Below are 16,347 nucleotides of genomic sequence, written 5' to 3'. Positions count from 1 at the left end.
CCGCGCATGGTCCACCTGGCGCCGACGCCACCAATACCGAGCCCGAAAATGCCACCAGGCATGGCACGCCTACGCCGACACCAACACATGATCACCGCAGGCCAGAGCCTCAATTACAGCTGCCGTATCAAGGCCTGTGAGCGCCCCTCCGCCAAAGCCGTCATCGACATTCGCTGTAAGCGAACGGCTGTACGTACAGAACGTACAGAAGGCCGGTCACAGGTGCCGGGCGGCTTGCGAAGCCGCCCGGAAGATCCACGGCATCTCGGTCGGTCAGGGTGCCGCGTCCGGGTCGCGGCACTGCGCGTTGCGCAGCACGTCGTCCAGGTCGCCGAGACGGTCGAGCTGCTTGACGGCGCGAGCGGTGCGGTGGTTGCGCGCCAGCCGTTCGCGGTGGCGGTGAATGAACTCCCAGTAGCCGGCGGTGTAGGGGCACGCCCGCTCGCCGACGCGTTCGGTGGGACGGTAGGCGCAGGGGCCGCACAGGTCGCTCATCCTGTTGATGTAGGCGCCGCCGGAAGCGTACGGCTTGGTGGTGATGCGGCCGCCGTCGGCGTACTGGGACATGCCGATCACGTTGGGGAGCATCACCCAGTCGTATCCGTCGACGAAGCAGCGGTGGAACCAGTCGGTCACCGCCGCCGGATCCCAGCCGCGCTGCAGGACGTGATTGCCCAAGATCATCAGCCTGGGTATGTGATGGACCCAGCCCCGGTCACGGACCTGCGCCAGAGTGGTCGACAGGCAGCGCGCCCGCACGGCGTCGGCGTCCAGGCGGGCGAACCAGTCCGGCAGCGGCGCGTGGTGCCCCAGGGCGTTGGACTCGCGGTAGCGGGGCCCGAGGTGCCAGTAGAGATTCCACATGTACTCGCGCCAGCCGGCGACCTGCCGGATGTAGCCCTCGACGGAGTTCAGCGGTGCCTCGCCCGCGCGGTAGGCGTTTTCGGCGGCCTCGACGCACTCCGCCGGATCCAGCAGCCCGAGGTTGAGCGAAGCGGACAGCAGGCTGTGGCTCATGGCCCAGTCCTCGGCCAGCACCGCGTCTTCCCAGCGGCCGAAGGTGGGCAGGCGTTTCCGCACGAATGCGCGCAGGGCTCGCCGGGCCTCGGCGCGGTCGGCGGGGAAAAGGCGCGGTCCGTCCCGGCCGACGAACGATACCTCCCCGCGCCGCTCCCACCGGTCCAGATCGGCCCTGACCTGGTCGTCGATGGCGTCTTCACGCGGTCGGTAGGGTGCCGGCACCGGCAGTACCGCGGCGCCCTTGGGCGGGGCCTCGCGGTTGTCGGTGTCCAGGTTCCACCTCCCGCCCGCGGGCTGCCCGCCGTCCATCAGCAGATCGTGGGATCGGCGCACGTGCCGGTAGAAGTCCTCCATCCGCAGGTGCCCAGCGGAGTCCGCCCAGCGCTCGAACTCGTCCGGTTGCACGAGGAATCCGCGCGGCGGCAGGACCTCCACCTGCTCCAGTTCCCGCACGAAGCGAAGGGCGCCGTGGGACGTGGGGTGATGGACGGTCACGGGCGCGTCGCCGACGGCTCGGTTCAGGCCGTCACGGTAAGTCTCCGCCTGGATGTAGCGCACCCGGTCACCGAGTTCGGCCGCGCGGTGCCGCATCGCGGACAGCAGCAGGTGCGCCTTGGCACGGTGAAAGCGGCGCCGCCGGAAGACCCCGCGCGACTCGATCATGACGATCTGGCTGTCAGGCCGCAGGAAGTGCGGGCCCATCTGGTCCCCGAACAGCCAATGGAACGCGGCCTTCGAGCGGTCGTGCGCCCCCATGCGCATCCTCCCCCGAGATGCCTGGACGTCCGCTCAGTGTGGCGCACGAGCCGCCGCGGGCACAGGCGGCGCGCTGGTGGGCGAGGCCGACCAGACCTGCACGCGTTCCCCCGTCGGGGCCGGGCTCGGAGTGACCACGGACACGGCGGGCATGGTGCCCCAGGAACAGATGTTGCCGAGTCGATCGCGCTGAGCAGGAGAAACCGGCGCCGGGCGGCCGGGACGGTCGCTCCGGGGAGGGGGAAGCGATGCCCGAAAGCGTCGTCATCGTGGGGGCGGGACTGGCCGGATTGGCCTGTGCCGTGCGACTGCACCAGGCCGGTGTGCCGGTTCGGATGCTGGAGGCGTCCGACGGGATCGGCGGCCGGGTGCGCACCGACGTGGTGGAGGGGTTCCGCCTCGACCGCGGTTTTCAGGTCTTCAACACCGCTTATCCCGAGGCCCAGCAGATTCTGGACTTCGCGGCCCTGGACCTCCGGCCGTTCTCGTCCGGTCTGCTGGTGTTCCACCGAGGCCGCCGGGAGCGGGTGATGCTGCCGTGGAGGCATCCCGAGCACGCGGTGAGCGGCGCCCTCGCCGACATCGGCACCATCGGCGACAAGGCGGCGCTGGCGGCGATGACCGCACGGGACCTGGTCGCCTCCGGTTCCTGGCTGCGCGACTGCCCCGAACGAAGCACCTACGACGAACTCCGGCTGCGGGGCCTGTCCCATGTGATGATCGACCGGCTCATGCGCCCGTTCCTGTCCGGCGTGCTGCTGGAACGCGACCTGGAGACCTCCAGCCGGTACTTCCACCTGATCTGGCGGTCGTTCGTCCGCGGCACCATCACCCTTCCCGCGCTGGGAATGGGCCGCATCCCCCTGCAGCTCGCCGACCGGCTGCCCGAAGGGACGATCTCGCTCGACACAGCCGTCCAGGAGATCACCGACGGCGGTGTGCGGACCGGCGACGGTTCCACCGTCCAGGCCCGCGCCGTGGTCGTCGCCACCGACCCCGTGCAGGCGGCCCGGCTGCTGCCCGAGGTCGAAGCACCCGTCATGCGCGCGGTAACGACCTTCTACCACGTGGCTCCCTCCTCGCCGCTGCGTGAGCCGGTCCAGATCATCGACGCCGAGGGCGTCATCGCCGACACGCTGGTCCTCACCGACGCGGCCCCGCGCTACTCTCCGGACAGCCGCGCGCTCATCTCGACGTCCGTGCTCGGCCTGGATGCGGACGAATCACGGGTGCTGGAGCGGTTGACCGAGATCTACGGCGACACCTCCGGATGGCGGCTCATCGGGACCTATCCCGTCGAGGCGGCGCTCCCCGCGATGCCGCCGCCGCTGCGGATGCGGCAGCCGGTGCGGCTCCGGCCCGGACGGTACGTCTGCGGCGACCACCGCGACACCGGCTCCATCCAGGGCGCGCTGGTGTCCGGACGCCGCGCCGCGGAGGCCGTCCTCGCCGACTCCAGCCTGCGGACCACCGTCCCGATCTCGGGTTGAGCGAGGGCAGCCGGATTGACCGGGCCACCTGCGGGACTGCGGCCTTCACCCTTGAACGAACCCGCCCGGCAGTGGTGCAGGTCGGCTGTCGGAGCCGGGGAGGGAAGAGCACCCACCCGCGACGACCACCCCGCCCGGCCAGTGGTCACGTGGCGGGGGACGGGAAAGGGGACGCCGTTGGAAAACGGCGTCCCCTTGATGAGGTTCTGTCTCGACTCAACGCTGGGGGACGGACGGTCAGGGGAGGGTGGGGACCTTCGGGGCGCTGTCAGTCCAGGCGGTCTGCAGGTACAGCGTCTTGCGGACCGTGCCGGGGACGTTGGGAAATGTGCGCGACGTGCTCAAAACGAGCGAGGAGTCCGGGTCGATGATTCGAAGGCGACGTGGACCTCGTCCAGCCGCTGGGCGGTCTTGTGGATCAGCGTCCGCATCATCGGCCTCGGTGTGCAGCTCCACGAGCGGCCACTGGATGGCCTGGCGGGACGCCAGGGGGCGGCCGAAGGTGGTGCGGTCGCGCGCGTAGGCGACGGAGCGGTCGATGCGGACGCCGATGCTCCAGGTCCAGGGTGTACCGGTGGTCAGGTGGTCGTCAGGTGGACGAGGTCGGCGAGGACTTCGGAGGCGGTGATCGCATCCAGGTCGGAGAACGGCAGGGGGTGGGCCTCGACCTGCCGCCGGCTGAGGTCGGTGCCCCGGGTGAGCCAGACGCGGTCGATTCGCTGCTCGGGCCAGAAACCGATGTCACCGACCGCGATTCCCGGATCGACGCTGATGACGACGGCTCGGCCACCGGGCAGGTCGCGGTGAACACCGGTCTGGATGCCGTTGTCCTCGGCGCTGCCCCGCTGCCATCCGCGCCGCTCCATGCCGAGCAGCCTGCCGACCGGCACCGTGACGTCGTGGAAGCGGCCCAGCCCGGTGCTTTCGCGCTCGTCCTCGGTCAGGGCGTACGTGGGGCGGTGCAACTGCGGGAAGGGCTGGGTGATCTCGTAGGCGTCGAACACCTCGGCCCACGCCTCCATGTCGCCGGACAGGTGGAGCGGATGGGCCACCCCCACCCGTGCCGTCTCGGGCAGGGTCAGCTCGTCGTCCTGGAGGTCGGCGAACGACCGGTCCTCGGCGACGCGGAACGAAGGGCCCTCCTCAGTGATCCACACCAGCCGCCGGGCGATGTGCCGCACCAGTGGATGCTCGACGATGAGACTCCGGAACTCCTGGACGCTCCACCGGTGCTGCGCGGCCATGGCTCGTTCGAAGCGCCGGAGCCGTTCGTCGGCGACGGACCGGACGTCCTTCTTCAGGGCGGCGAACCGCCGGTGGGCGGCCGGGGCCAGTTCCCGGTCATCGCGGACGCCCGGCTTGGGGAGGCCGGCGCGCCGCTGACCCTTGCCGTCGACGATGTACGGCCTGAGCTGCTCGTCGAAGCCCACGGTGAAGCCGCGCGGGCCGTAGTCGAGGAACATCTCGCCCCTCTCGTCCAGCCCGAAGTCGGGGACGAGCCGGTCGCCCAGCTGTCCGGGGCTCAGCCCGAGCTCTCCGGCCAGGTCGTCGATCCGCTCCTGCGCCTTCCTCCTGAGGCCCTTGTACTTGACCTTGGTGGCCGTGTCGTGGAGGTGCATCAGTGCCACGTCGCTGCCGATCGCGAGCAGGACGTCCAAGCCCTTGACCGCCCTGCTGTGGCCGCCTTCGCCCGGCCAGGCCTGGATCACCGGCGTGAGTCTGCGCACCGTCTCGTCGTCGCCGAGCAGCCCCAGGGCCGTCAGCAACCAGTCGTTACCGTCCATGGCGTAGGCCTGACCGCGCATGCCCGACAACTCGAACAGGCGCCAGGGGAGTGCGGCGAGGGAGGCGGGGGTGCAGATCTCCTTGACGACGTCGATGCCCGCGTACGGCTTGTCCGGCTTGGAGATGGTGAGCATGGTGACGATGTGGTCGACCGCGCCGGCGGGAAGTGCCCGGCCGTTCTCTTTGAGGAGCACCTGGGGGAGGATGTACGGATCCTGCCAGACCGGCCGTCGTGGCATCTCCGCCGGGAGGTCGTCCAGGGGGTCGGTGGCGAGCAGCACCTTGGCCGCCTTCGCGGCCTTGGCGCCGTACTCGCCGGCCACTTCGAGGACCTCCGCGTCGCCTTCTGCCGCGGCGATGCGCCGGAGGGCGGCCTCCGCCTTGTAACGCTGCGGGCCGGTCTTCCCGAGCGCGGTGGGTATGAGGGCGCGGATCTCCGCCCGCCCTTCCGGCTCTCCCGGCACCCCGGCGGCCAGCGGTTGGAGTCCCTTGAGGGTCACCCGCCTGAACGTGGGACGCTCGCGTGTCCACGGCGGCTCGACCAGCAGCCGGGGCAGGGACTCCGGCGCGGCCTCCGGTGCCCAGCCGGCGGCCGACTCGCCGATCGACCCGACGACCTCGCGGGCTGCCGCGGACAGGTGCGGCACCACGGCGGCGGTGATGTCGGGACCGGGCGTGATGTGGTCGCGGAGCAGCCGGACGGCGTAGGAGGAGATCGGCGCGGGGCCCGACGCGGCGGCCTCGCCGAGCAGCCGCAGCGCCCGCCGGGGGTGGTGGCGGGCAGTCTCGATCACGGCCCTGTGCACGTGCGGCCGGTCGAGGCGGTCCACCAGCAGCTGGAACGCCTCGTCCGTCGCCAGCACGCCGAGTGCCCGCAGCAACTCGTACGGGTCGCGTCCGGTCTCGGTCTCTTCCTCGGCGACGGCGGCCAGTGTGGGGGCCAGCGCCGGACCGACGCCCTCGACGGCAGTGGGGAGCACGCCCGGCCTGCCGTTGAGCCAGTACCACCCGCGCTGCAGGGTGAGCAGCTTGGCGAGTTGGCCGGGCGACCCCATCGTGCGCAGCACCATCATCCAGGTGTGCGGCTGCAACCGGGGCAGGTCGGCACAGAGCTCGTCGACCCACGCGGTCTGCGTCGGCACCAGGTACGCGGCGGCCAGGCGTCGCATGCCGTCATGGCGGCGCTCACCCAGCACGTCGACGGCCCGCTGGTACTCCGCCTCGTCGGCGGCCGCGAGAAAGCCGCGAACGCGGGCCGCGACCCGTTCGAGGCAATCCAGACCCCGGTTGTACCCGGAGTCGTGCTTGTCCAGGCGGCGGAGCCGGAGATGGCCCCGGTCCTTCCGTTCCCGCCATGAGTAACCGTCGACGAAGACGCCGCCGAGCTCGACCGCGGCCGCGGCGGCGAAGACCAGGCCGTGCTCGGCGATCCACGCGTCCGCGAAGGCGGAGAACGGTTCCTCGCCGTACTCGTAGTCGTCCCGTAGCGCCCACTCCGCGGCGAGGACGGCCGCGATCACGGCGGCGCCCTGGGGGTTCGCCTCGCCCCGCAGGTAGGCGCGGGCGGACCCCACCATGTCACTCCGGCTCCGCGGCTCGTCGAGCACATGGTCGATCTCGTCCCGCGTCTCCTTCACCCATTGCCGGACGGCGGAGACGGAGCCGGGGTCGAGTTCGAGCGAAGGCCCGGACACCCCGCCGCGACGTGGATGGAGTGCGGCGCGCCAACCCTCGGGAAGGACGACAAGATCCTCGCTCTGGGGCATGCGGACAAACTAGTGCCGTCTCCCGACAGAATCGGGCAAGAACGGAACGGCGCCGTCTTACGGTGTCGCCATCTCCTCGAACATGTCGCGAAGGGTGAGGAGTCCCTTGGTCAGGGTTTCCCGGTCCGTGGCGAACGACAGGCGAACGGAGCCTTCACCGCCGAACTCGCTTCCCGGGCGGATCGCCACCCCCCGCTCGCGGGCGTTCGCGGCCACCTGCACCGACGTCAGGCGCGGGTCATGGGCGACGAACGCGTAGAACGTGCCGTCGGGAGCGCGCAGCGGGGTGCCGGGTAGGTCACCGAGCAGCTGCATCACCAGCTCGCGTCGCTCTCGGTACTCGTCCATCATCTGCCGGACGGGCTCCTGCGGCCCGGTGAGAGCCGCCAGCGCGGCATGCTGCACCGCGGTGTTGAGCGGACCGGCCATCCGGGTGTGGATCACCGCGGCCGCGGCGACCACGTCGGGCGATGCGACGAGGTATCCACAGCGCCAGCCCGTCATCGCGTACGTCTTGGAGAACGTCTGGACGTACAGCACCCGCTCGGCGAGGCCCGGGATGTCCAGGACGGAGGTGAATCGCTCGGGCTCGTAGACGATGGCGTCGTACGCCTCGTCGGCCAGGACCAGGAGACCGTACCGGTCGGCGATGTCCCGCAGCCGGGTCAGTTCCTCCGCGGAGTACACGACGCCGGTCGGGTTGCACGGGTTGCAGACCGCGACCATACGGGCGCCGGGCGCGGCCGCGGCCACCGCGTCCAGGTCCAGGTGCAGGTCGTCCTGCTGCGGCACGAGGACGGGCTCGCCTCCGGCCATCCGCACGAGGTCGGCGTAGAGGGAGTAGGTCGGGACGGGGATGACGACCCGGTCGCCGGGGTTGACGCAGGCGAGGATCGTCGCGGCCAGGGCTCCGCTGCCGCCGTGGGTGACGAGGACGTGGTCCGCCGTCCGCTCCGGCCGGCCGGGGCCCCCGGCGTGGCCGGCCAGGGCTTCCCGCAGGTCGGGGGCACCGTTCCAGGCCGCGTAGTGGGTGGCGCCGGCCTCGACGGCCTCGGCGTGGGCGGTGCGGATGTGCTCCGGGGTCGCGAAGTCCGGTTCGCCCGACGCGAGGGAGATCATGCCCGCGGGAGGGCGGGTGGAGGGCCGCAGCGAGTGCCGGAGGACGTTCTGTACTCGGTCCGATGAGGTGAAGGCGGTCATGGGTGCTCCTGCTGGCTCGGTGCGGTGGGGGCGAGGACGCCGTAGACGTCGGGCCGCCGCTCGCGGGCGACGTCCACGACGGCGCGGGCGTCGGCCAGATGCCGGTGGTGGAGGCGGGCGCGGACGACGGGGTCCCGGTCGCCGTGGGCGGCGGTGAGGACCTGGCCGGTGGGCCCGGCGATCACGCTGCCGCCGGCGTAGTCCGCTCCGTACTCGCTGCCCAGGCGGTTGGCGAGGACGTAGTACGCGCTGCTCTCCCACGCGCGTGTCACCGTGCGATGGGTGAGGATGTCCGCCGGGACGCCCGGGTCGGGAGCATAGGCGAAGGCGCAGATCAGGATCTCGGCGCCGGCCACGACCTGCTGTCGAGTGGCCTCGGGGAACCGCGAGTCGTGGCAGATCGACAGCCCGATGCGGCCCAGGCCGGTGTCCAGTACGTCGAACCGGTCCCCGGTACTGAAGTACTTCGGCTCCTGGTCCCACAGATGCACCTTGCGGTGCGCGCCGATGGTCTCGCCGTCCGGGCCGATGAGCAGGAAGGTGTTGAACAGCTCCTCATCGTCCCCGCGTTCGGTGAGACCGACGGCGATGTGGGTCCCGGTCTCGCGTGCGACACGGCCGAGCGTCTCGGTGGCGCGGCCGGGAATGGTGTCGCCCGCGGCGGCCAGCCGGTGCCGGAAGCCGTCGCTGTAGGCGGGCGGCAGGTAGCCGGTGGTGGCGAGCTCGGGGAGGACGACGACGTCGGTGGGGCGGGCGGCCGCCTCCGCCCGCACGGCGCCGGCCATGGCTTCGAGGTTGCCGGCCAGGTCGAGCGGGCGCGGCTCGAACTGGACGATCGCGACATCGACGTGGTCCTTCATGCCATGCCGCCTTTCACAGGATCGTGGAGAGGAACCCGCGGGTCCTCTCGTGCAGGGGGCCGGCGATCACGTCCCGGGCGGGGCCGACCTCGATGACGCGGCCCTCGTCCATGAAGACGAGGCTGTCGCCGGCCTCGCGGGCGAACCCGGTCTCGTGGGTGACGACGATCATCGTCATGCCGGTGTCGGCGAGGTCGCGGATCACCGCGAGGACCTCGCCGACGAGCTCCGGGTCCAGCGCGGAGGTGGGCTCGTCGAACAGCATGACCTTGGGGTCCATCGCGAGGGCCCGGGCGATCGCGACGCGCTGCTGCTGCCCTCCGGAGAGCTGCCGGGGATAGCTGCCGGCCTTGCTGGCGAGCCCGACGTCGGCGAGAAGCTTGTGGCCGGTGGCCTCCGCGTCGGCCCGCCTGACCCCCTTCACACGGATTTGGGCGGCGGTGACGTTCTCCAGCACCGTCATGTGCGGGAAGAGGTTGAAGTGCTGGAAGACCATGCCGATCTGGGACCGCTGGCGGCAGGCCTCCTTGCCGCTCAGCTGGTGGAGGCGCCCTCGCGTTTCGCGGTAGCCGACGAGCTCCCCGTCGACCTGGATGCGTCCGGCGTCGATCGTCTCCAGGTTGTGGATGCAGCGCAGGAAGGTGCTCTTCCCGGAACCGGACGGCCCCATCACGCAGACCGTCTCGCCCCGCCTGACCGTCAGCGACACCCCGTTGAGGACCGGCGTGGGACCGTAGGACTTGTGCACGTTGTCGGCGCGCACCATCGCTTGCTCCATGGCGGCCCTCCTAGAGCTTTCGAAGTACGGGCATGCGCCGCTTGAGGGCGGCGAAGCGGTCGATGCCGTCGTCGAGGTGACCGCGCGAGAAGTACCGCTCCACGTAGCGCTGGCCGATCGAGAGGATGGTCACGAGGACGAGATACCAGATCGAGGCGACGATGAGCAGGGGGATCGTGCCGAAGGTGCGGTTGTAGATGGTCTGTGCGGAGTGCAGGAGTTCGGGCACCGCGATGACGCTCGCCAGGGCCGAGTACTTGAGCATGGCGATGATCTGGTTGCCGGTGGGCGGGACGATCGCCCGCATCGCCTGCGGGAGCACGATGCGCCGGACGACCTGGACGGGGGTGAAGCCGAGGGCCTTGGCGGCGACGGTCTGCCCCCGGTCGACCGAGAGGATGCCCGCGCGGACGATCTCGGCGTAGTACGCCGCCTCGTTCAGGCTCAAGCCGATCACGGCCGCGGTGAAGGACGTCATCACGCGGTTGCTGTCGACGGAGGCGAACTCCGGCCCGCCGAAGGGGATCCCGAGCGTGAAGTGCGGGTAGAGCGTCGCGATGTTGTACCAGAAGATCAGCTGGACCAGGACGGGCGTGCCCCGGAAGAACCAGACGTAGGCGCTCGACGCGAGGTAGGCGGCCGAGTTGCTCGACAGGCGCATCACGCCGAGGACGATGCCCAGCGCGATGGCGATGAGCATCGACAGGGCGACGAGCTGCGCGGTGACGGCGGTGCCCTTGAGGATCTCGGGGGCGAAGAGGTACTCGCCGACGACGTCCCATTCGAATCCGGGATTGGTGAACAGGGCGTGCGTCAGCCACACCGCCACGAACGTCAGGAGAAGCCATGCGATCCAGTTGCCCGGCTCCCGGGCGCGACCGGCCTCGATCGGTGTCGCCTCGCCCGGGTCGGGTTGCTGAACCACCTCGTGAGCGCGCGGGGCGGTCGCCAGCCGGCCGCCGCCGGAGGCGGACGGCTTCTCGTCGTCAGGACCCTGTTTCATTGCGGATCTCGCTTGTCTTGAGCGCCTGGTCGGTGACCTTCCACTTTTCGAGGATCTTCTGGTACGTGCCGTCATTCATCAGGGACAGCAGCGCGGCCTGGACGGCCTTACCGACCTCGGGCTGCTTCTTGGAGTACGCGATTCCGGAGAGAGTGCGCGAGCCGGGAATCGTCTCCCGGCCCATCACCAGGCCGTTCTTCGACGTGGCCGCCACATACTCGCCCACCGCACGGTTGGTGAGGAAGACGCCGCGCTTGGTGCCCACGGCGAGAATCGTGGCCGCGCTCTTGTCGAAGACGTGGATCGTCATCTTGGGCTTGCCCTTGCCGGCGCATTCCTTCTCGGAATACTGCCGGGTGAAGTCGAGCGGCCCGGTTCCTTGGGTACCGAGGAAGGTCTTCCCGCACATGTCCGCGGGGGTGACCTTCGGGGAGTAGTCCTTGTGCTGGAGGATGCCCAGCGTGTTCTGGATGTAGACGACGAAGTTCACGGCCTGCAGTCGTTCGGGGGTGGTGACGAGCTGGCTCACCGCGACGTGGTATCGGCCGTTCTGCACGCTGGGAATGATGGTGTCCGCGCCCAGGTTGGCGATGTTGGTCTTGAGGCCGAGCTTCTTGCCGATCGCCTGGATCATGAGGACGTCGATGCCGGTGGTCTGCCCGCTGTCGTCCTTGTAGGAGAATGGCGGCCAGTCGAGTTCGCTCGCCACCTTCAGGGTGCCGGACTTCTTTATCGCGTCCGGCAGCTCGGCTTGCGCCTTCTGGTCGACGGCGATCGTGTCGATGCTGATTGCCGCCCCGGTATCGGGTCCCTTGGCGGCGTCTTCGGTGGCCGTGACACCGCAGGCCGTCAGCGCCACTCCGGCTGAGACAGCCAGGAGCAGAGCGCGTTCACTTCGTCGAGCGTGTTGCAGTACGTTCATGGGGTCCTCGTTTCCCACGTCTCTGCTGCACGGAGTGCACTGCCGCGTAGGCAAAGTTCCATTCGTGTTCTTCGGCCACCGGATGACCCGCGGCCCTGGTGTCAGCCGGTGCGTGACTGGCCGGCTTCGGGGGTGCCATTTCCGTGAGGGCCTCGATATTGGGACGGCTCGGGCGTGGCCCAGCCGTCCAGCAGGGCCGGGTCGAGGTCGTAGACCTCGACGTGCAGCGGACGGCAGTGCTCGGTGGTGTCCTTCGCGTCCGGTCCCCAACGAGGCTGCGAGAGGTCTCCGCCGCGGCAGTTCGACAACGCGCACAGCAGGGGCATCTCGGCCAGGAACTCGATGTGGTCACCGGGCTTCGCTGGGGACGCCCCGGTGTAGTACTTGCCGTCGACCAGTCCCGTCAGCTGGAAGATGTTCAGCACGTCGTGCACGTCCATCTCGTCCAGCCCGAACGGCTCGACGGCGGAGACGAGGTTCGTGTGGCAGTGGTCGTCCACGTCCATGCCGGTCAGCAGCTTCTTCATGTGCGGATCGCAGCGTGAGCCGAGCAGGTCGTGGCAACCGCCGCCGTACTCGTCGACGCCGTAGGCGACACTGTCGCCGGTGATCGTCAGCATCGGCCGCAGGTAGGGCAGGCAGGACCAGAGGCGGTCGCCGGTCGTGACGTGCGTCCCCTGGATCTGCCGGGTGCGGGCGGCCCAGAACCGCTCGCGCGGGTTGTCGGCGTTCCAGAAGTTGAAGTCGCCGACCTGCGGGCCTTCGGGCGTCGACACCCGGCAGACCTGGCCCGCCTCGACGCGCCACGCCTTCCCGGTGCGGATGGGGATGGTGAACTCGTCGACGAGGGTGCGACGGTCGGTCGCCTCGCCGATCGCCTCGTACATCGCGGTGTGGGTGTACCGCTCCGGCAGGATGCCCGCCGGATAGATCGGCTCGGGGGGCTGAGGGGTCATCGGCTCTTTCCGTCTCCGCTCGCGATGGTCATGACGAGGTTGCCCATGCCGTCGACCCGGACGGATCCGGAGGGTCCGACGACGACCGTCGACTCGGTCTCCTCGATCAGCGCGGGCCCGCTGATGGTCGTGCCCGGGGCGAGGTGGGCGCGGCGGTACACCGGTGTGTCGGTGTAGTCGCCGACTTCCGCGAAGTACGCGGGGCGGGTGCCGACCGGGGCCGCGGAGTGCGCGGCGGCGCCGGTGGCGAGTTCCACGGTCTCCACGACGGGCGAGGAGAGCGCGCGCAGCCGCCAGGAGATGACCTGGGCGGGCATGCCGTGCAGGACCCGGTCGAAGCGTGTGCGGTACTCGGTCTCGAAGGCTTCGACGAGGCCGGCGGTGTCGTGGTCGCGGAGGACGTCGAGCGGCAGCGGAACCGTCAGCTCGTATCCCTGGCCCACGTACCGCATGTCGGCCGCGGCCTCCAACCGGACGTCCGCGGGATCGACGTCCGCCTCGTCGAGCTGGGCGCGCGCCTGGCTCTCCAGGTCCTTCAGGACGGCGTCCACGGCGTCCCAGTCCGGTTCGTCGAGGGGGACGACCAGCGACGTCGTGCATTCGACGGCACGGGGTGCCACCAGCATGCCGATGGCGGACGCGACGCCCGCTCCGCGCGGGAAGACGACCTCGCGCATGTGCAGGAGGCGGGCGACGCCGTAGGCGTGCACGGGCCCGGCCCCGCCGAAGGCGACCATCCGGTAGCGGCGCGGGTCGCGGCCCTGCTCGGAGATGTAGAGGCGGGCCGCGGTCGCCATGGCGTTGTTGACGACGTCCGCGATGCCGGCGGCCGCGGTGCGCCTGTCGGTGTTCAGGCGGGCGGCCAGGGAGTCGAGGGCCTTGCCCGCGGCGGCGGTGTCCAGGGTCATGGCGCCGCCGAGGAAGCTGTCGGGTGCCAGGTAGCCGAGCTCCAGGTCCGCGTCGGTGACCGTGGGGTCGGTGCCGCCCTTGCCGTAGCAGGCGGGGCCGGGGACGGCGCCGGAACTGCGGGGGCCGACCTTGAGCAGCCCGAGGTCGTCCACCCAGGCGATGCTCCCGCCGCCGGCGCCGATCTCGATGAGGTCGACGGTGGGCACCCGGACGGGGAACCCGCTGCCGCGCTTGAAGCGGTGGGCGCGGGCCACCTCCATCAGGTGGGTGCGCGCCGGCACGCCGTCGTGGACCAGGGACACCTTCGCGGTCGTGCCGCCCATGTCGAACGCGACGACGTCCTCGAACCCGCAGGTCGTCGCCATGTGGGCCGCGGCCATGGCGCCGGCGGCGGGCCCGGACTCGACCAGGGCGATCGGACGCTCGGAGGCCGCGCGGGCCGTGGTGATGCCGCCGTCGGACAGCATGATCATCGGCGGCGTGCCGAGCCGGTCGGCGAGCCGTCGCAGGTAGCTGGTCGCCAGGGGCTGCACGAAGGCGTTGGCGGCCGCGGTGGAGAACCGCTCGTACTCCCGGATCTCGGGTGCGACCTCGGACGAGGCGCAGACCGTGAGGTCGGGGAACTCCTCCCGCAGGATCTCGACCGCGCGCCGCTCGTGCACGCCGTTGCGGTAGGAGTTGATGAACCCGACGGCCACCGCCTGCACGCCCTGCTCGATGAGCCGGCGGCCCGCTTCGCGCACCGCGTCCTCGTCGAGCGACTCGACCTCGGAGCCGTCGGCCCCGATCCGCTCGGCCACCGTCAGCCTCAGGTGCCGGGGGACCAGCACCTCGGCGCGGCGGAGGAACAGGTCGAAGGTGTCGTAGCGCAGCTCGTTGGCGATCTCGAGGACGTCGCGCCATCCGGCGGTGGTGATCAGCCCGGTCGGTGCGCCGCGGCGCTCGATCAGGGCGTTGGTGACGAGGGTGGTGCCGTGGACGACGAGCGGGGACCCGCCGAGGGCGTCCAGGCCGTCGATGATGGCCCGGGTGGGGTCGTCCGGGGTGGTGGGGAGCTTGTGCACCTCCACCACGCCGCGGACGGGGTCGTGGACGGCGATGTCGGTGAAGGTCCCGCCGACGTCCACGCCGGCGATCCTGGGTGCATGGGTGTCGTTCACAGTCCGTAAACCTCTCGGGCCGCGGACTCCGAGACGAGCCCGGCGTGGACATCGGCCCGGACGGCGTCGCGGTCGCGCTCGGCCGGGTCCCCGTAGCCGCCGCCACCTGGATAGTTGATGTTGATCCGGTCTCCGGGACGGATCCTGCTGCGCCCCTTGAGCGGGAAGCCGTCGCCGCGGCCGTTGATGGTCACCCGGGAGGCCGCGCCCGCGTGGCCGCCGAGGATGCCCTCGGGCGGGTTGCGGACATGTTCCACGAAGAGGGACAGCGTGCACTCGCCGGGGGCGAGCAGCTCGATCTCGACGTTCTGCCCGAGCCCGCCGCGGTACTTGCCCGCTCCGCCGGAGTCGGGGAGGAGTTCCTTGCGCCGGATCCGCAGCGGGGCGGTGGCTTCGAGGGCCTCCATCGAGCCGGCCTCGATGTTCGAGGGGAAGCACGTCGTCGACAGGCCGTCGGCGACCGGGCGGGCCCCCATGCCGCCGTTGATGAACGGGATGGCGGTGAACTGCCGGCCGTGCTCGTCGCGCGGGCCCGAGATCACGGCGCGCAGCGACGGTGCGCTGCCCGATTCGGCGATGACCCGGTCGGGGATGACGGGTGCCAGCGCCTTGTAGAGGGTGATGGCCAGGCAGTGGCCGACGAGCTGGCGGGCGTTGACCGGCGCGGGGTAGCGCGGGTTGAGGATCGAGCCCTCGGGGGCCGACACGGTGATGCAGCGGTAGGAGCCCTCGGCGCGCGGGGTGTTCGGGTCCAGCACGCATTTGAGGGGATAGCAGGTGTACGCGTCGGTGTAGGGCTTGACCACGTTGAGCGCCCGTGTCACCTCGGGGGAGGTGCCGGCGTAGTCGACCGTCATGCCGTCGCCCTGGACGGTGACGGTGACCTCCAGATGGACGGCCTCCCCGTCCATCGTCCCGTCGAGGTCGTGGGCGGCGCGGTAGGTCCCGTCGGGGATCGCGGAGACGGCACGGCGCATCGACTGCTCGGAGAGCCGGCAGATCTCGCCGGAGATCTCGTCGAGGGAGTCGATGCCGGTCTCGTCGGCGAACTCGATCAGGCGCTGGGCCGCGGTGCGGCCGGCGGTGACCTGGGCCATCAGGTCCCCGACGACCTCGACGGGCATGCGCAGATTCGCTCGCAGGATCCGCAACAGGGTCTCGTTCAGTTCGCCCTGCTCGATGAGCAGCATCGGCGGGATGAACATGCCCTCCTCGAAGACCGAGCGGGTGTCGGCGGACCAGAGGGCGCCGCTGATGTCGGCCATGTGGGCGATGCTGCCGGTCCAGCCGAGGAGCCGGCCCTCCCGGAAGACCGGGGCGATGACCGTCACGTCGGGGAGGTGTCCGGAGGTGATCCAGGGGTTGTTCGTGCAGGCGACGTCGCCGGGCCGCCACTGGTCGGCGGGACGCCAGTCGAGCATCTCGGCGAGGGTGACGCCCATCGTCATGTTGAAGCTCGGGATGCCGATGGTGTTCTCGGCGATCGCGTTGCCGCGGGCGTCGAAGACCACGCAGGCGAAGTCGTTGGACTCCGTGACGATCGGTGAGAAGGCCGTCCGTTTCAGAGTCGTCGCGGCCTCGTCGGCGATGGCGATCAACCGGCTCCAGAGGATCTCAAGGGTGATCGGGTCGATACCCGCAGAGGGCGTCACATCCTCATCGGCGGGGCCTATGTCGACTGCGGTCATAGCCCACTCCCTCCGTTGACCTGGGTAAAGGTGGGTTGCTCTATGGTTGGGGCC

Annotated in this window: 11 protein-coding genes; 1 reads left to right on the top strand and 10 read right to left on the bottom strand. The window is 70.5% G+C overall.

From position 1 onward, the window contains the following. Positions 1-273: 273 nt before the first annotated feature. Complete coding sequence (locus tag ABGB11_RS39160) at positions 274-1,776, bottom strand: cryptochrome/photolyase family protein (RefSeq protein ID WP_347640574.1); 1,503 nt, start codon at positions 1,774-1,776, stop codon at positions 274-276. A gap of 248 nt (positions 1,777-2,024) precedes the next feature. On the opposite strand from ABGB11_RS39160, the gene ABGB11_RS39155 reads away from it, so the two are divergent. Further along, positions 2,025-3,266, top strand: coding sequence for an NAD(P)/FAD-dependent oxidoreductase (locus ABGB11_RS39155; protein WP_347640573.1), 1,242 nt, complete (start codon positions 2,025-2,027; stop codon positions 3,264-3,266). A 578-nt stretch (positions 3,267-3,844) separates the two neighbouring features. Here ABGB11_RS39155 and ABGB11_RS39150 read toward each other — a convergent pair. The 9 genes from ABGB11_RS39150 to ABGB11_RS39110 all read right to left on the bottom strand — a co-directional run bounded on the left by ABGB11_RS39150 (position 3,845) and on the right by ABGB11_RS39110 (position 16,293). Further along, positions 3,845-6,817, bottom strand: a complete 2,973-nt coding sequence (locus tag ABGB11_RS39150) for a DUF4132 domain-containing protein (protein WP_347640572.1) — start codon at positions 6,815-6,817, stop codon at positions 3,845-3,847. Positions 6,818-6,874: 57 nt separating this feature from the next. Continuing rightward, positions 6,875-8,017, bottom strand: a complete 1,143-nt coding sequence (locus ABGB11_RS39145; protein WP_347640571.1) for an aminotransferase class I/II-fold pyridoxal phosphate-dependent enzyme — start codon at positions 8,015-8,017, stop codon at positions 6,875-6,877. Further along, on the bottom strand, positions 8,014-8,877 hold the full coding sequence (locus tag ABGB11_RS39140; RefSeq protein ID WP_347640570.1) for a carbon-nitrogen hydrolase family protein: 864 nt from the start codon (positions 8,875-8,877) through the stop codon (positions 8,014-8,016). Before ABGB11_RS39140 ends, ABGB11_RS39145 begins: the two co-directional genes overlap by 4 nt. A gap of 13 nt (positions 8,878-8,890) precedes the next feature. Further along, a complete protein-coding gene (locus tag ABGB11_RS39135) occupies positions 8,891-9,655 on the bottom strand; it encodes an amino acid ABC transporter ATP-binding protein (protein ID WP_347640569.1) in 765 nt (254 codons plus the stop codon). A 10-nt stretch (positions 9,656-9,665) separates the two neighbouring features. Then, positions 9,666-10,658, bottom strand: coding sequence for an amino acid ABC transporter permease (locus tag ABGB11_RS39130; protein ID WP_347640568.1), 993 nt, complete (start codon positions 10,656-10,658; stop codon positions 9,666-9,668). Then, positions 10,642-11,580, bottom strand: coding sequence for a transporter substrate-binding domain-containing protein (locus ABGB11_RS39125; RefSeq protein WP_347640566.1), 939 nt, complete (start codon positions 11,578-11,580; stop codon positions 10,642-10,644). The genes ABGB11_RS39130 and ABGB11_RS39125 overlap by 17 nt, the downstream gene beginning before the upstream one ends. Before the next feature lie 101 nt (positions 11,581-11,681). After that, positions 11,682-12,467: an urea carboxylase-associated family protein gene (locus ABGB11_RS39120; RefSeq protein WP_347640575.1), complete on the bottom strand. Its 786-nt coding sequence runs from the start codon at positions 12,465-12,467 to the stop codon at positions 11,682-11,684. 65 nt (positions 12,468-12,532) lie between these two features. Then, positions 12,533-14,605, bottom strand: coding sequence for a hydantoinase/oxoprolinase family protein (locus ABGB11_RS39115; protein ID WP_347640564.1), 2,073 nt, complete (start codon positions 14,603-14,605; stop codon positions 12,533-12,535). After that, positions 14,602-16,293: a hydantoinase B/oxoprolinase family protein gene (locus ABGB11_RS39110; protein ID WP_347640563.1), complete on the bottom strand. Its 1,692-nt coding sequence runs from the start codon at positions 16,291-16,293 to the stop codon at positions 14,602-14,604. Before ABGB11_RS39110 ends, ABGB11_RS39115 begins: the two co-directional genes overlap by 4 nt. Between the last annotated feature and the right edge of the window lie 54 nt (positions 16,294-16,347).

Origin of the sequence: Actinomadura sp. B10D3, assembly GCF_039871695.1 — a bacterium.
Lineage (GTDB): Bacteria > Actinomycetota > Actinomycetes > Streptosporangiales > Streptosporangiaceae > Spirillospora > Spirillospora madurae.
This window is presented reverse-complemented; position numbering and strand designations above follow the sequence as displayed.